This window comes from Phenylobacterium sp. (assembly GCF_028290885.1).
Classification (GTDB): Bacteria; Pseudomonadota; Alphaproteobacteria; order Caulobacterales; family Caulobacteraceae; genus Phenylobacterium.
Genome location: NZ_JAQGIZ010000256.1, coordinates 1 through 14,918, shown reverse-complemented (window position 1 = coordinate 14,918; position 14,918 = coordinate 1). Strand labels below are relative to the sequence as shown.

The window sequence follows — 14,918 nt, the reverse complement described above, 5'->3', positions numbered from 1 at the left end:
AAGTTGAAGGTGCCGGACGGCATCAGCTGGGTCATGAACACCACCGAGAGGTCCTCCTTCGGATCCACCCAGAAGATGGTCGAGGCGGCCCCGCCCCAGTAGTAGTCGCCGGCGCCCAGCGTGCCGGTCTGCACCTGGCCCATGGTGGAGGCGAAACCCAGGCCGAAGCCGACCCCCTCGTTGGCGGTCTCCGAAAAGCCGCCGATGGCGAGCTGGGTCAGGTCCTTGCCGCCCGGCAGGTGGTTCATGTGCATGACCTCAATGGTCCGGGGCCCGAGGATCCGCGCCCCGTCCAGCTCACCGCCCCGGCGCAGCATCTCGCAGAAGCGCAGGTAGTCGGCGCTGGTCCCGGTGAGGCCGCCGCCGCCGGACTTGAAGCCGGGGTCGCGGGTGAAGTCGCTCGTCGCCGGGTCGTCGATCAGCTTCAGGCTCTTGTCCGGCTCGCGCTGATAGTTGGCGGCGAAGCGGTCGACCTTGTCGGGGGCCACGAAGAAGGCGGTGTCCTTCATGCCGAGCGGGCCGAAGATATTGTCCTGCAGGAACTGGGCGAGGGGCACGCCGGAGATCACCTCGACCAGGGCGCCGCAGACGTCGGTGGCCAGCGAATACATCCAGGCCGCACCCGGCTGGTAGCGCAGCGGCACCTGGCTGAGCTTGTCGAGGAACGCCTGCATGGTGTCGGCGCCGCCCACCGAGCGGACCTTGAGGTCGCGGTAGATCTTGTCGATCGGGTGCTGGATGCCGACGCCCGGGAGGCCGCCGCCATAGGTGAAGCCGGCGGTGTGGGAGAGCACGTCGCGGAACGAGATGGGCCGGTGCGGCGCCTCGGTCTTCATGGCGGCCCCGTCGCCGGAGACCCAGACGCGGTGGTTCTTCCAGGAGGGGACGTAGCGGCTGACCGGGTCGTTGAGCTGGAAATAGCCCTGCTCGTAGAGGGTCATCAGGGCGACCGAGGTGATCGGCTTGGTCATGGAATAGATGCGATAGATGGTGTCGTCGGCGGTGGGCTTGCCGCGCTCGCGGTCCATCTGGCCGAAGGACTTGAAGTAGGCGAGGTGGCCGTGGCGGGCGACGCCGACCTGGCAGCCGGTGATCTTGCCGTTGGAAAGGTAGCTGCGCTCCAGGTGGTCGCCGATGCGCTCCAGGCGCTGGGCGTCGAGGCCGGTCCACTGCGATTGGGCGTCCATGAAATCTCCTCCGGAAAATTGGCGCTTGTTCTAATTGGCCGCCATCATGGGCGCCGATGGGGCGGCCCGCCAAGAAAAAGGAGAATTCGGTGCAGGACCTCGATGCGTTGGCGGCCGAGCTTGGCGAGCGGCTGAAGGCTCGCGGCGAGACGGTAGCGGTGGCGGAGAGTTCCTCCGGCGGCCTGATCTCGGCAGCCCTGCTCGGGGTGGCCGGGGCGTCGAAGTACTATCTGGGCGGGGCGGTGGTCTACACCGGCAAGGCGCGCATGGTGCTGATGGACCTGCCGCGCGAGGCGGTGGCCGGCATGCGCTCGGCGAGCGAGCCCTATGCGCTCTTGCTGGCGCGCACGGCGCGGGAGCGGTTCGGGGCGACCTGGGGGATTTCCGAGACCGGGGCGGCAGGTCCCACCGGCAACGGCTACGGCGACGCCGCGGGCCACAGCTGCATCGCAGTGTCCGGACCCGTCGAGATGGCGGTGACGATCGAGACCGGCGAGAGCGACCGCGCGGCCAATATGACCGCCTTCGCCGCGGCGGCTCTGGACCTGCTCAAGCGGGCGACGGCGTAGTTCCGCCGGCCCCCTACAGCGTCGGATCCTCGGCCACCCGCACCAGCATCTTCCCGAAATTGCCGCCGCGCAGCATCTCGGCGAAGGCGGCGGGGATGGTTTCGAGGCCTTGGCGGATGTCCTCCAGGTAGCGGACCTTGCCGGAGGCCACCCAGAGCGACATGTCGGCCAGGAAGGCGTCGTGGTGGCCCGCGACGTAATCGCCGACGAAGAGGTCGCGGACGGTGACGTTGCGGTCGCGGAAGACCGGCTCGCCGCGGGCCATGAGGTCGGCGCGGGCGTCGGTTCCCTCGGCGTCGCCGTAGTGGGCGATGAGGCCGCAGATGGTCATGCGCGCGCCTTTGTTGAACAGCGGCAGGACGGCGTCGAAGACGGCGCCGCCGACGTTCTCGAAATAGACGTCCACGCCGGCCGGGGCGGCGGCCTTGAGGTCCTGCGGGAACGTCGGGCTGAGATGCGAGACGCAGGCGTCGAAGCCCAGCTCGTCCACGACGAACCGGCATTTCTCCTCGCGCCCGGCGATGCCCACCACGCGGGCGCCGCGCAGGCGGGCGAGCTGACCCGCAATCTGTCCCACGCCCCCTGAGGCGGCCGAAACCACCGCCGTCTCGCCGGGCTGCGGGTCGGCCTGCAGGATCATCCCGGCATAGGCGGTGAGGCCGAGCATGCCCAGCACGCCCACGGCCTGGGAGACGCGCCCCTGCCGGGGATCGAGCTTGCGCGGGATCATGTAGGAGGGCCGGGCTACGCCTTCGCCCATCAGGCCGTACTCGGCCCAGCCGTTGGTGTTGAACACCAGGTCGCCGGGCGCGAAGCCCTCCATCCGGCTCTCGACCACCTGCGCCACCGTGCGGGCGTGGCAGGGCGCGCCGGGCGGCTCGACGCCGCGCTTCTTGTAGCCCCACTGGTAGGGGTCGAGGGAGACGTAGATGGTTCGGGTGAGGGCCTGGCCGGGGCCGGGCGTCGGGATCGGCGCTTCGCGCAGCTCGAAGGTGTCGGGCTCAGGCCAGGCGGGGAGCGGCTGGGCGGAGGGCGTCCAGTAGCGGTTCAGCGTCGTCACTCGAGGCCTCGCGGGCGCTGCGGTCGTGTTCCGAATATCTAGGCGTCGGCGGCCCGCCTTGGCAATCGACGAGCCACGCCGCTCAGGGGGCCATCGACCCGCGGTTGCGGTGAACGTCCTGGAAAGCCTGTTTCCTTATCCTGGCCGCACAGGCAGGGCGGGCCAGCCGTCCGAAGTTTGGGGGCGTCGCGGCTGCGCGACGGATCCAGCGGGATGAAATTCGCGGCTAGATCGATCTTTGCAGGCGGCGCGATGGCGCTGTGCCTGGCGACGGCGGCGGCTGCAGGGACGATCCAGGTGGTCTCCGCGGGCGACGAATTCAGGGCGGCTCATCCAAGGCGCGCGGCCCGAGGGGCGGGCGACGACTTCCGTTCGACGATGGACCAGGTCTTCGGTCCGGGGCGGTGGCGGCAGACCAGCGGCTATCGTTCGCAGGCGGAGGAGGATGGGCTGCGCCGACAGGGCGCCGGGACCGTGGCGCCGGGACGCATTTCGCATCATTCGATCGGCGGCCCGGGCTCGCCCGGCGCCTACGACGCCGTCGTCGACAGCATGTCGCCGGAAACCGCGGCGGCCAAGCTCAGGGGCGCCGGCGGCTTCTCCCGGGTGGTGGCCGAGGGCGCGCACGGCGCCCAGGGGCCGCATCTGCACATCGAGCTGACTGGCCCCCCGGCGCGGGCGGCCGCGGGTGCGGTGGCGGACTGAGGCGCGGACGCAGGCCCGGCCTACTGTGACGCTCCCCGGGCCTCGATGGGGGCGATCTCAACCAGCACGTCGCCGCGGACGAAGTGCATGACGTCGTAGCGGTCGAGGGTCGGGTCGATGTGGGGCGGGACGAAGTCGATGCGCTCGCCGCGCTCCGTGGCCTGGCCTTCGGGACGCATCAGGAGGCCGTGCTCGTCGCCGAAGAATCGGTAGGTGCTGCCCTCGAACTTCGGCGTCAGGGCGACGGGGGCCGGGCCGTCGGTGGCGAAGGCCTTCAGGCCCGCGTCGACAGTCACCCACTTCGGATGGTTGGCGCTGATCACGGTCGCCGCGATAGCGAGCGCCTGTTCGAAGGCGCCGTCGGGATCGGCTTTCAGGGCGTCGCGGTATTCGCGGTCCATGAAGGCGAAGGAGCCGGGCTGGACCTCGGTCAGCACGCCTTGCGCGGCGTCGGCCTCGAAAGTGCCGGTGCCGCCGCCGGTGACCACCCGGATGTCCGCGCCGGCCTGGCGCAGGGCGGCGATGACGCTGGAGAGGTAGGCCATGCCGTCGGCGACCGCGGCGGCGCGGGCGTTGGCGCCTTCCATGTGCTGCCAGTGGCCGCCGTAGCACTGCACGCCGAGCAGCTTCAGGTTGGATTGCGCGGCTATGGCGCGGGCGACCTCGACGGCCTGGGCGGCGTCGTGGACGCCGGTGCGGCCCATGCCGGGGTCGACGTCGATCAGCACCTGGATGGGCCCCTGGGCGGCCGCGCCGAGCTCGGCGGCGCCGTCGGGGTGGTCGATGACGATGCGGAAGTCGGCGACGTCCTGCGCCAGGCGGGCGGCGCGCTCGGCCTGGGTGGCTCCGGCGATGGGCGAGGTGACCAGGATCGCAGCCACGCCGGCGGCGGCCATGGCCTCGGCCTCGGCGAGCTTGGCGCAGCAGATGCCGACCGCGCCGGCCTTGATCTGGCGATGGGCGACGGCGGAACACTTGTGCGACTTGGCGTGGGGACGAAGCGCGAGGCCCGCGGCCTTGGCGCGCGCGGCCATCCTGGCGACGTTCCGGTCGAAGGCGTCGAGGTCGAGGACGGCGGCGGGCGTGGGGATGCGGTCGCGGGAACCCGGCTGGCCGATGAGGGCGCGGGTCGCGGCGAGATGAGGGCGCTCGGGGTTCATGAGGCCAACCGCATTGCGTCAAACTCCCATGTAGCCCGGCAGCCAGCCCTCGTGGGCAGTGCGCAGGCGGGTAAGGTCGAGGCTGAAGAGACCGGGGCGGGCGAGGACCTCTCCGCCGGCTTCGCCGACGATCCGGGCCGGCACGCCGGCGGCCTCGGCGGCGGCCAGCAGGGCGTCGGAAACAGCGGTGGCGACCAGGTAGCGGGCCTGGTCCTCGCCGAACAGCCAGGCGTGCGGCGGCAGCTCGTCGTCGACCAACAGCTGGGCGCCGACGCCGGCGGCGAGCGCCATCTCGGCCAGGGCGGCGATCAAGCCGCCGTCGGAAAGGTCATGCACGACAGAGGCTTGTCCGGATTGGATGAGGTTGCGCACGAAGTCGCCGTTGCGGCGCTCAACAGCCAGGTCTACGGGCGGCGGGGCGCCGTCCTCGCGGCCCACGATCTCGCGCAGGTACATCGAGGCGCCGAGCTCGCCCCGCGTCTCGCCGACCAGCACCAGGGCGTCGCCCGCCTTCATCGACGAGAAATCCGCCCGCCGCGCGTAGTCGGCGATCAGGCCCACGGCGCCGACCGTGGGAGTCGGCGGAATGGCCACGCCGTTGGTCTCGTTATAGAGGCTGACGTTGCCGCTCACGACCGGGAAGTCCAGCGCCCGGCAGGCCTCCGCCATGCCCTCGATGCAGCGGACGATCTGGCCCATGATCTCCGGCCGCTCGGGGTTGCCGAAGTTGAGGTTGTCGGTGATGGCGATGGGCTCGGCGCCCACGGCGGTGAGGTTGCGCCAGGCCTCGGCGACCGCTTGCTTGCCGCCCTCATAGGGGTCGTTCTGCACGTAGCGGGGCGTGACGTCGGAGGTCATGGCCAGCGCCTTCTTGGACCCGTGCACGCGCACGATGCCGGCGTCGGCGCCGGTGGAGCTGTCCTCCAGGGTGTCGGCCATGACGTGGCGGTCGTACTGCTCCCAGAGCCAGCGCTTCGAGGCCATGTCCGGGGCGCTCATCAGCTTGAGGACCGCCTCGGCGTAGTCCGCAGGCGCCGGTACGTCCGCGGCGGCGAGGCGCGGCTGCGGCGTGGGCGCGACCCAGGGGCGGTCGTAGAGCGGGGCGTCGTCGGAGAGCGGGCCGAGCGGCAGGTCGCAGACGACCTCGCCCTTGTGCTTGAGCACGATGCGGCCGGTGTCAGTGGTCCTGCCGATGGTGGCGGCGTCGAGGCCCCACTTGGCGAAGATGCGCTCCCCATCTGCTTCCCGACCAGGCTTGAGGATCGCCAGCATCCGCTCCTGGCTTTCCGAGAGCATCATCTCGTAGGCGCTCATGCCTTCCTCGCGCTGGGGCACGCGGTCGAGGTCGAGCTCAACGCCGACGCCGCCCTTGCCGGCCATTTCGACGGAGGAGGAGGTGAGGCCGGCCGCGCCCATGTCCTGGATGGCGGCGACGGCGCCGGAGGCCATCAGCTCCAGGGTGGCCTCGATCAGCAGCTTCTCGGCGAAGGGGTCGCCGACCTGGACGGTGGGGCGCTTCTCGTCGGAGGCGTCGTCGAATTCGGCGGAGGCCATGGTCGCGCCGTGGATGCCGTCGCGGCCGGTCTTGGAGCCGTAGTAGACCACCGGCAGGCCGGGCGAGGGGGCGGCGGAATAGAAGATCTTGTCGGCGTCGGCCAGGCCCACGCACATGGCGTTGACCAGGATGTTGCCGTCGTAGCCGCGGTGGAAGTTGGTCTCGCCGGCGACCGTGGGCACGCCCACGCAGTTGCCGTAGCCGCCGATGCCGGAGACCACGCCCGAGACTAGGCGCTTGGTCTTCGGATGGCCGGGATCCCCGAACCTGAGCGCGTTCAGCAGCGCGATCGGCCGCGCGCCCATGGTGAAGACGTCGCGCATGATGCCGCCGACGCCGGTGGCCGCGCCCTGGTAGGGCTCGATATAGGAGGGGTGGTTATGGCTCTCCATCTTGAAGATGCAGGCCTGGCCGTCGCCGATGTCCACCACCCCGGCGTTCTCGCCCGGCCCCTGGATCACGCGGGGGCCCTTGGTGGGGAACTTGCTCAGGTGGCGGCGGCTCGACTTGTAGGAGCAGTGCTCGGACCACATCACCGAGAAGACGCCCAGCTCGACGGGATTTGGTTCGCGGTTCAGCCGCCTGACGATGAGGGCGTATTCGTCGGGCTTGAGCCCGTACTCGGCGGCCGTTTCGGCCATGGTCTTGGAGGGCGCGACACTCATGGCGGGCTTCTAGCGGGACTCGGAAGCGAGCGCGATAGGCCGCGGCGCCTGTCAGCGGCACAACGACGCGCTGTGCGCGCGGTTCGACCAGAATGAGGGGGAAAGAGTGTCGGCCGACCTGCGCCCAATCAGGGGGGCTGGGGGGGCTGTTCAGGATCCGGACCGGATGCCGATCAGCCGACAGTCACCATAAACACCCAGGATGTGGCCGCCGCTGGCCCCGAATGGGGCCATTTCGAGGCGTTGTGCCGACGCCACAGCCGGCCGCGATCTGTTCGCCTCAGAGGCGCAGAGGCTTGCACTGCGCCGTTCGGTGGGCGATCAAGTTACCCAACGGTGGTCGATCACTCGATCACCGGGGCGTGGGGCCCCGCGACGCTTCCCAGGATTTCGGTCCTGCGCGGTCAGGAGGAAGCGGCAGAGGCAGTCCGAAAGGGCTGCCTTCTTTGCGTTTTGGAGCATCAAGCGCGAGGACATCCCGCCGGCCAAGGCGATGCGGGCGCAGCTGCCGCGTCTGCGGGATTAGGAGGGATATGCTTTAGCTCGACTGGGTGTTGTCGGGCAGCCCCAGGATGCGTTTGGAGATGATGTTGTTCTGGATCTCCAAGGAGCCGCCGTAGATCGACATCGCCTTGCCCCCGAGCCAGGACCTCACCGCTTCGATCTCCTCGCGGCCGAAGGCCTCGCCCTGCCAGCCCAGCCCCTGGGCGCCCATAATCTCCAGCATGAGCTCGGCGCGGGTCTGGGCGACGTGGGTGGCGGAGTTCTTCAGCACCGAGGCGGCGTTGGTGGCGCCGTTGGCCTCCTTGGCCTCGGCCGCGACGCGGGCCAGCGTCAGGCCATGGGTCCGGGCGTCCATCTGGTGGCGGATGAGCCGGGTCCTGAGGTCCTGGTCCTCCAGCCGGCCGTCGGCGTCGACCTCGCAGTAGCGCCGGGCGATCTCGGGCAGGGGAACGGTGCGGCCGCCCCCGATGGCCCCGGTCTGGCTGGCGCGCTCGTGCTGCAGCAGCCGCTTGCCCACCGTCCAGCCAACGTTCAATTGGCCTAGCAGTGCGTCCTTCGGCGCGACGGCGTCGGTGAAGAAGGTCTCGCAGAACGGCGAGGCGCCGGCGATCAGCGCGATCGGCCGGGTCTCGATCCCGGGCTGATGCATGTCGATCAGCATGAAGGAGATGCCGTCATGCTTCTTGGCGGTCGGGTCGGTGCGCACCAGGGCTCCGCACCAGTCGGAGAACTGGGCGCCGCTGGTCCACGTCTTTTGCCCGCTGATCACCCAGTGGTCGCCGGCGTCCACCGCCTTGGTCTGCAGGGACGCGAGGTCCGAGCCGGCGTTGGGCTCAGAGTAGCCCACGCACCAGCGCACCTCGCCGCGGACGATGGGCGGGATATGCCGGCGCTTCTGGTCCTCGGTCCCGTAGTCGAGGATCGTGGGCCCGATCATGGTGACGCCCATGCCGAACAGCAGGGGATTGAACGCCCCGGCGCGGGTCATCTCCTGCTGCAGCACGCGGGCCTGTTGCGCCGAGAGGCCGCCGCCGCCGTATTCCGCGGGCCAGGTGGGGGTCGCCCAGCCCTTTTGGCCGATGCGTTGCTTCCAGGCCGCCAGGTCCGCGTCCTCGGCGAGGGTTTCGGTGAGCGAGGCTCCGCCCTTGCCCTGCAGCGAGGGCGGGAAGTTCGCCTCCAGCCAGGCCCGCGCCGCGCCGCGGAAGTCCTCGAGCTCGAGGTCGCCTCCGAAATCCGCCATGACGCGCTCCCTTCCTGTTCGTTGGCGGTCACCCTAGCGCCCGCCGCCGTGGCGACAAGCATTCCGCCACGTGAGGGCGCCTCACTTGGGGCGCTTTATTTCGGCGCCGCTGCATGACCCGGCCCTCAGGCAACAATCCCGACATTCTGCAGCAGCCTTTTCGGTGCAACTGGCTCGACACGCCGCCCTGCCTGAACGATACGGCTGGCGACCGCTGTGGGTTGTCCCTAAGACCCACCGCGGGTTGTCCCCTCAAACCTAGGTTCGCGGTTGCGCGTCTCGCCAAAGCTCTCCCATCTGCCTGTCCTTATGTTCCTGGTGGCCTTGTCGGCCTGCGGCGCGAAGCCGGCCAAGAAGCCGCCGCCGACGCCGGAGGCCGGCTATGTGGTGATGAGCGCTCAGACGGTGCCGCTGGTCATCGAACTGGCCGGGCGCACCACGGCCTTCGAGGCCTCCGAGGTGCGTCCGCAGGTTTCGGGGGTGATCAAGGCGCGCAATTTCGTCGAGGGCGGCATCGTCCGCCAGGGCCAGACCCTCTACGAAATCGATCCCAGCCTCTATCGGGCGGCCGTGGACCAGGCTCAGGCCAACCTGGAGAACGCCGTGGCTACGCAAGAGGCCGCGATGGCGAAGGCGGCCCGCTACAAGCCGCTGGCCGACATCGAAGCGGTCAGCAAGCAGGACTACACCGACGCGCTCGCGGCCGCGAAACAGGCAACCGCCGCGGTGGCCCAGAACAAGGCTTCGCTGGAAACCGCGAAGATCAACCTGCGCTTCACGCGCGTGCCGGCCCCGATCACCGGCCGCATCGGCCGCTCCATGCTGACCACAGGCGCCCTGGCGACCACCGGCCAGACCGAACCGCTGACCACGATCCAGCGGCTCGACCCCATCTTCGTCGATGTCCAGCAGTCCAGCGCCGACCAGGTGGCCTTGCGCAGGGCGCTCTCCTCCGGCGGAGTGGCGCCCTCGTCGGCGGCGGTGCGGCTGACGCTGGAGGACGGCAGCGAATATCCGCAGCCCGGCCGCCTCGAATTCGCCGAGGCCGTGGTCGACCAGAACACCGGGACGGTGACGATGCGGGCCACCTTCCCCAATCCGGCGGGCCTGTTGCTGCCCGGCATGTACGTGCGCGCCCATCTCTCGCAGGCGACCGCGCAAAACGCGATCTTGGCCCCGCAGCAGGCGGTCTCCCGCGATCCGCGCGGCGTCGCCACCGTCTTCCTCGTAGGTCCGGGCGACGAGGCGGTGCTGCGCAGCGTGACGGCCGACCGCACGGTGGGCGACAAGTGGCTGGTGACCAGCGGCCTTTCCCCCGGCGACAAGGTGATCACCGAGGGCCTGGACAAGGTGAAGCCGAACCAGCCGGTGCGCCCGGTCCCCGCCGGCTCGCCGCCACGCCAGCGCCCCGCCCCGGGCGGCAACCCGCAGCGCGGGCGCTAGGCCCGCATGATCTCGCGAATTTTCATCGACCGGCCGGTTTTCGCCTGGGTGATCGCGCTCGTGATCATGCTGGCGGGCCTGGGGTCGATCTTCACCCTGCCGGTGGAGCAGTATCCCGACATCGCGCCGCCTTCGGTGAACATCCGCGCGAGCTATCCGGGCGCCTCGGCCGAGGTGCTGGAGGCCAGCGTCACCCAGATCATCGAGCAGCAGCTCATCGGCATCGACGGGCTGATCTACTTCTCGTCGAACTCCAACTCGGCGGGGCAGGTGACCGTCACCGTCACCTTCGTGAAGGGCACCAACCCGGACATCGCCCAGGTCCAGGTGCAGAACAAGGTCCAGCAGGCGCTGCCGCGGTTGCCGCAGGAGGTGCAGCAGCAGGGCTTGGTGGTCACCAAGTCCAATCCCGACTTCCTGCTGATCACCTCGATCTACGACGAGACCGACCGGGCGACCAGCGCCGACGTCTCCGACTACCTGGTGTCGAACCTGCAGGAGCGGATCGGCCGGATTCCCGGCGTCGGCGACATCAACGTCTTCGGCGCGCAGTACGCCATGCGCATCTGGCTCGATCCGTACAAGCTGGCGGGCGTCAAGCTCGTCCCCGGGGACGTGATCAGCGCGATACAGGCGCAGAACACCCAGGTCGCGGCCGGCCAGATCGGCGGCCTGCCGTCGCCGGCCGGCCAGATGCTGAACGCCACGGTGACCGCCCACTCGCGCTTCACCACCCCCGATCAGTTCAGGAAGATCATCGTCAAGACCCAGACGGACGGATCGAAGGTCCTGCTGCAGGACGTGGCCCGGGTGGAGCTGGGCAGCGAGAACTACACCACCCTGAGCCGCCTGAACGGACACCCCGGCGCCGGCATCGCCGTGTCCCTCGCGCCCGGCGCCGACGCCCTGAAAACGGCCGACCTGGTCCGCGCCGAGATCGTGAACCAGGCCAAGTCCTTCCCGTCAGGGTACAAATACGCGTTCCCGAACGACAGCACCGCCTTCATCAAGCTTTCGGTGCAGGAGGTGGTGATCACACTCCTCGAGGCCATCCTCCTGGTGGTCGTCGTGATGTTCGTCTTCCTGCAGAGCTGGAGAGCGACCCTGATCCCGGCGATCGCCGTGCCGGTGGTCCTGCTGGGCACCTTCGGCATCCTGGCCGCGGCCCACTTCAGCATCAATGTGCTGACCCTGTTCGGGCTGGTGCTGTCTATCGGGCTGCTGGTCGATGACGCCATCGTCGTGGTGGAGAACGTCGAGCGGGTGATGGCCGAGGACCCCGGAATCTCGCCGCGCGACGCCACCATCAAATCGATGGAACAGGTGCAGACCGCCCTGATCGCCATCGCCCTGGTCCTCTCGGCGGTGTTCTTGCCGATGGCCTTCTTCGGCGGGTCGGTGGGGGTGATCTATCGCCAGTTCTCGATCACCATCGTCTCCTCGATGGTCCTGTCGGTCGTGGTCGCCCTGGTGCTGTCGCCGGCGCTGGCCGCCACCCTGCTCAAGCGGCCCGGGGAGGAGCACCATGACAGCAATCCACTCGACCGGGCGCTCGGCCGGTTCGGCGTGTGGTTCAACGCCGGGTTCAACCGCAACGCCGACCGCTATCGGCGCGGCGTGGCCTGGGTGATCAGCAAGATGCGGGTCGCCATGCTCGTCTATGCGGGGATGGTCGCGGTGCTGGTGCTGGTCTTCCTGCATCTCCCCACGAGCTTCCTGCCCTCGGAAGACCAGGGGATCGCCCAGCTCCAGTACACCCTGCCGCCCGGAGCCACGCAGGCCCGGACGCTGGCGGCCGTGAAGCAGATCGAGGCTTACTTCCTGAGCAAGGAGAAGGCCAACATCGCCGCCATCTATGCGGTGGTGGGGCAGGGGCAGGCCGGCGCCGGCCAGAATGCGGGCCGCGGCTTCCTGTCCTTCAAGCCCTGGGCGGAGCGCAAGGGCAAGGAGAACACCTCCGCGGCCATTACGCAGCGCGCGAACCAGGCGATGGGCAGGCAGCTTCGCGACGTGCAGTTCTTCGCGCTGAACCCTCCGCCGGTGCGCGGCCTCGGCCAATCGAGCGGCTTCACCATGGAGCTGCTCAACAGCGGGGGTCTAAGCCGCCCGCAATTCAAGGCGGAGATGCAGCAGCTCCTGACGGAAGCGCGCAACGACCCGGTGCTGACCGGGGTGCGGCAGAACTCGCTGGACGACAATCCGACCCTCAACGTCGCCATAGACGAGGAAAAGGTCGGCGCCCTGGGTATTTCCCCGGCGCAGGTCGACCAGACGCTGACCGCGGCCTGGGGCGGCAACTACGTCGACGACTTCGTGGACCGCGGACGGGTGAAGCGCGTCTACGTGCAGGGCGATGCGCAGTACCGCAGCCGGCCGGAGGACCTCGCGAATTGGTTCGTACGCTCCTCGAGCGGCGGGATGGCGCCGTTCTCGGCCTTCTCGCTGAGCAGTTGGGCGCTGGCGCCGACCACGCTCAACCGCTTCAACGGCGTGTCCAACTATGAAATCCAGGGCGACGCAGCCCCAGGCAGCAGTTCCGGCGAGGCGATGAGCCGCATCCAGGCCATCGCGGCCAAGCTGCCGGGCACGTCGGTGGCCTGGAGCGGGCTGTCCTACCAGGAGCGGCTGTCGGGCGGCCAGGCGCCGATGCTTTACGCGATCTCGCTGCTGGTGGTCTTCCTGTGCCTGGCGGCGCTCTACGAGAGCTGGTCGGTGCCGTTCTCGGTGCTGCTGGTCATTCCGCTGGGCCTCCTGGGCGCGGCGCTGGCGGTGGCGTTTCGGGGGCTCTCCAACGACGTCTATTTCCAGGTCGGACTGCTGACCACCATGGGGCTGTCGGCCAAGAACGCGATCCTGATCGTCGAGTTCGCGGAAGGCGCCGAGCGGCAGGGCAAGAATCCCTACGAGGCGGCGCTGGAAGCCGCCCGCCTGCGGCTTCGTCCCATCCTCATGACCAGCCTGGCCTTCATCTTCGGCGTGCTGCCGCTGGCGATCTCCAGCGGAGCGGGCGCGCAAAGCCGGATCGCCATCGGCACGGCGGTGATCGGCGGCATGCTGACCGCCACCGCCATCGCCATCTTCTTCGTGCCGATGTTCTTCGTCATGGTGCGCGGCATCTTCAAGAACCGTCACGCGCCCTCAGAGCCGGGCGAGGCCCAGGAGAGGCCGGCATGAGGCGCGCGCTCGCCCTGGCGCTCAGCGCCGCCGCGCTGACCGGCTGCACGCTGGAGCCGCACTACGCGCGCCCGACGCCGGCCGTGCCGCAGACCTGGCCGGTGGGCGCGGCCTATCCGCCCGCCACCGCGGCGCCGCTGCCCTCGGTCAGCTATCGCGACGTGTTCAAGGATCCGCACCTGCAGGCGATCATCGAGCGCGCGATCGCCAATAACCAGGACCTGCAGATCGCGATGGCCAATGTGACCATCGCGCGGTCCCAGTACCGGATTCAGCGCGCGCAGCTGTTGCCGAGGATCGAGGCGACCGCGGGCGCCTCGGAGACGCACGGCAGAGCCGCCGCGAACCAGTCGAACGGGACCACCTCCGGGTCGGGGAACACCACCCGCAGCTACGACGCCAACATCGGTTTCAGCGCCTTCGAGATCGACCTGTTCGGTCGCCTGCGGTCGCTGAGCCATGCCGCACAGCAGCAGTACTTCGCGAGCGAAGCTGGGGTCCACGCCGCCCGCCTGACACTCGTGGCCGAGGTGGGGGCCGCCTACCTGACGCTGGCCACCGACCGCAGTTTGCTGGCCATCGCCGTTGGGACGGAGGCCAGCGACGTGAAGAGCGTCGAGTTGACCCGCGCGCGGCTGACCGGCGGCGTCGCCCCCAGGACCGACCTGCGGCAGGCCGAGACCCTGCTCGACCAGGCCAGGTCGGACCGGGCGAGCCTGACCACCGTCGTCGCACAGGACCGCAACGCGCTCGAACTGCTGGTCGGCGCGCCGGTGGCCGACGCCGACCTGCCGCCCTCGATCGAGAGCGTCGACGGGCTGTTGGGCGAGGTCCCCGCGGGCCTGGACAGCCGCATCCTGCTGCGCCGGCCCGATGTGGTCGAAGCGGAGTACCGGCTGCGGGCGGCCAACGCCCAGATCGGCGCCGCGCGCGCCAACTTCTTCCCGACCATCAGCCTGACGGCGCTGGCGGGCGCGGCGAGCCCGGCGCTGGGCGCGCTGTTCAACGGCCAGAACTTCAACTGGACGGTCTCGGGCTCGGGCGCGCAGACCATTTTCGCCGGCGGCGCCAATATCGCCAACCTGGCGCTGGCCAAGGGGCAGCGCGAGCTGGCGCTCGCCCAGTACCAGCAGGCGATCCAGACCGCCTTCCGGGAGGTCGCCGATGGACTGGCCCGGCGCGGGACCATCGACGAACAACTGGACGCTCAGACCTCGCTGGAGACCGCGGCGCGCGACAACTATGCGCTGGCCGACGCGCGCTACAAGGAGGGCGTCGATCCCTACCTCAACAGCCTCATCGCCCAGCGCACGCTCTACAACGCGCAACAGACGCTGGCCGCCACGCGATTCTTGAAGGCCGATAACCTGGTGACCCTTTACCGCACCCTGGGCGGCGACCAGCTGATCGACTCAACGCCGCCGGCGAAGACCGCTCGGCGCTAGCGGCCCGGGGTCAGCGGGCCGCCACCACCGGCAGTTCGATGTTCGTCGCCTCCGCGCCGGCGTGGAAGACGCGCTGGGTGGCCTTCACATAGTCCGCGGGCTTCGCGAAGAAGATGTTGGGCACGAAGGTCTGCGGGTTGCGGTCATAGAGGGGGAACCAGCTCGACTGGACCTGCACCATGATCCGGTGGCCCGGCAGGAAGACGTGGTT

At 69.6% G+C, this 14,918-nt stretch carries 11 protein-coding genes; 5 read left to right on the top strand and 6 right to left on the bottom strand.

Annotated features, from left to right (window positions below; translation table 11 throughout):
• Window positions 1-1,187: serine hydrolase domain-containing protein (locus JWP28_RS17265; protein WP_299544854.1), on the bottom strand; the 1,187-nt coding region annotated here is incomplete at its 3' end.
• Window positions 1,188-1,276: 89 nt separating this feature from the next.
• Here JWP28_RS17265 and JWP28_RS17260 point away from each other — a divergent pair.
• Window positions 1,277-1,756, top strand: coding sequence for a CinA family protein (locus JWP28_RS17260; RefSeq protein WP_299544852.1), 480 nt, complete (start codon window positions 1,277-1,279; stop codon window positions 1,754-1,756).
• A gap of 13 nt (window positions 1,757-1,769) precedes the next feature.
• Here JWP28_RS17260 and JWP28_RS17255 read toward each other — a convergent pair whose 3' ends face one another.
• Window positions 1,770-2,816 carry an NADP-dependent oxidoreductase gene (locus JWP28_RS17255; RefSeq protein WP_299544850.1) on the bottom strand — a complete coding sequence of 349 codons (1,047 nt, stop codon included), beginning with the start codon at window positions 2,814-2,816 and terminating at the stop codon, window positions 1,770-1,772.
• A gap of 213 nt (window positions 2,817-3,029) precedes the next feature.
• Between JWP28_RS17255 and JWP28_RS17250 the strand changes: the two genes are divergently transcribed.
• On the top strand, window positions 3,030-3,521 hold the full coding sequence (locus tag JWP28_RS17250) for a hypothetical protein (protein ID WP_299544848.1): 492 nt from the start codon (window positions 3,030-3,032) through the stop codon (window positions 3,519-3,521).
• Window positions 3,522-3,541: 20 nt separating this feature from the next.
• Here the strand turns inward: JWP28_RS17250 and JWP28_RS17245 are convergent, their stop codons facing one another.
• The 3 genes from JWP28_RS17245 to JWP28_RS17235 all read right to left on the bottom strand — a co-directional run bounded on the left by JWP28_RS17245 (window position 3,542) and on the right by JWP28_RS17235 (window position 8,645).
• Window positions 3,542-4,681, bottom strand: coding sequence for a DSD1 family PLP-dependent enzyme (locus tag JWP28_RS17245; protein ID WP_299544847.1), 1,140 nt, complete (start codon window positions 4,679-4,681; stop codon window positions 3,542-3,544).
• Window positions 4,682-4,699: 18 nt separating this feature from the next.
• Window positions 4,700-6,901 carry a phosphoribosylformylglycinamidine synthase subunit PurL gene (gene purL, locus JWP28_RS17240; protein WP_299544845.1) on the bottom strand — a complete coding sequence of 734 codons (2,202 nt, stop codon included), beginning with the start codon at window positions 6,899-6,901 and terminating at the stop codon, window positions 4,700-4,702.
• 538 nt (window positions 6,902-7,439) lie between these two features.
• Window positions 7,440-8,645: an acyl-CoA dehydrogenase family protein gene (locus JWP28_RS17235; RefSeq protein ID WP_299544843.1), complete on the bottom strand. Its 1,206-nt coding sequence runs from the start codon at window positions 8,643-8,645 to the stop codon at window positions 7,440-7,442.
• A 270-nt stretch (window positions 8,646-8,915) separates the two neighbouring features.
• On the opposite strand from JWP28_RS17235, the gene JWP28_RS17230 reads away from it, so the two are divergent.
• From JWP28_RS17230 to JWP28_RS17220, 3 genes are read left to right on the top strand one after another with little or no spacing between them, the layout of a single operon-like run.
• The gene (locus JWP28_RS17230) at window positions 8,916-10,088 is read left to right on the top strand and encodes an efflux RND transporter periplasmic adaptor subunit (protein ID WP_299544841.1); all 1,173 of its coding nucleotides are present in this window, start codon (window positions 8,916-8,918) and stop codon (window positions 10,086-10,088) included.
• Between the two features lie 6 nt (window positions 10,089-10,094).
• Complete coding sequence (locus JWP28_RS17225; RefSeq protein ID WP_299544840.1) at window positions 10,095-13,262, top strand: efflux RND transporter permease subunit; 3,168 nt, start codon at window positions 10,095-10,097, stop codon at window positions 13,260-13,262.
• Window positions 13,259-14,707, top strand: a complete 1,449-nt coding sequence (locus JWP28_RS17220; RefSeq protein WP_299544838.1) for an efflux transporter outer membrane subunit — start codon at window positions 13,259-13,261, stop codon at window positions 14,705-14,707. Before JWP28_RS17225 ends, JWP28_RS17220 begins: the two co-directional genes overlap by 4 nt.
• A gap of 10 nt (window positions 14,708-14,717) precedes the next feature.
• On the opposite strand, the gene JWP28_RS17215 is transcribed toward JWP28_RS17220, so the two are convergent.
• Window positions 14,718-14,918 (bottom strand): CocE/NonD family hydrolase C-terminal non-catalytic domain-containing protein (locus JWP28_RS17215; RefSeq protein ID WP_299544836.1); only part of this gene is annotated, 201 nt, incomplete at its 5' end.

Bases quoted from the DNA above. Each gene is read 5' to 3' on its own strand.
- JWP28_RS17250 (WP_299544848.1), top strand. From the start codon at position 3,030: ATGAAATTCGCGGCTAGATCGATCTTTGCAGGCGGCGCGATGGCGCTG.
- JWP28_RS17245 (WP_299544847.1), bottom strand. From the start codon at position 4,681: ATGAACCCCGAGCGCCCTCATCTCGCCGCGACCCGCGCCCTCATCGGC.
- purL (WP_299544845.1), bottom strand. From the start codon at position 6,901: ATGAGTGTCGCGCCCTCCAAGACCATGGCCGAAACGGCCGCCGAGTAC.
- JWP28_RS17235 (WP_299544843.1), bottom strand. From the start codon at position 8,645: ATGGCGGATTTCGGAGGCGACCTCGAGCTCGAGGACTTCCGCGGCGCG.
- JWP28_RS17225 (WP_299544840.1), top strand. From the start codon at position 10,095: ATGATCTCGCGAATTTTCATCGACCGGCCGGTTTTCGCCTGGGTGATC.
- JWP28_RS17220 (WP_299544838.1), top strand. From the start codon at position 13,259: ATGAGGCGCGCGCTCGCCCTGGCGCTCAGCGCCGCCGCGCTGACCGGC.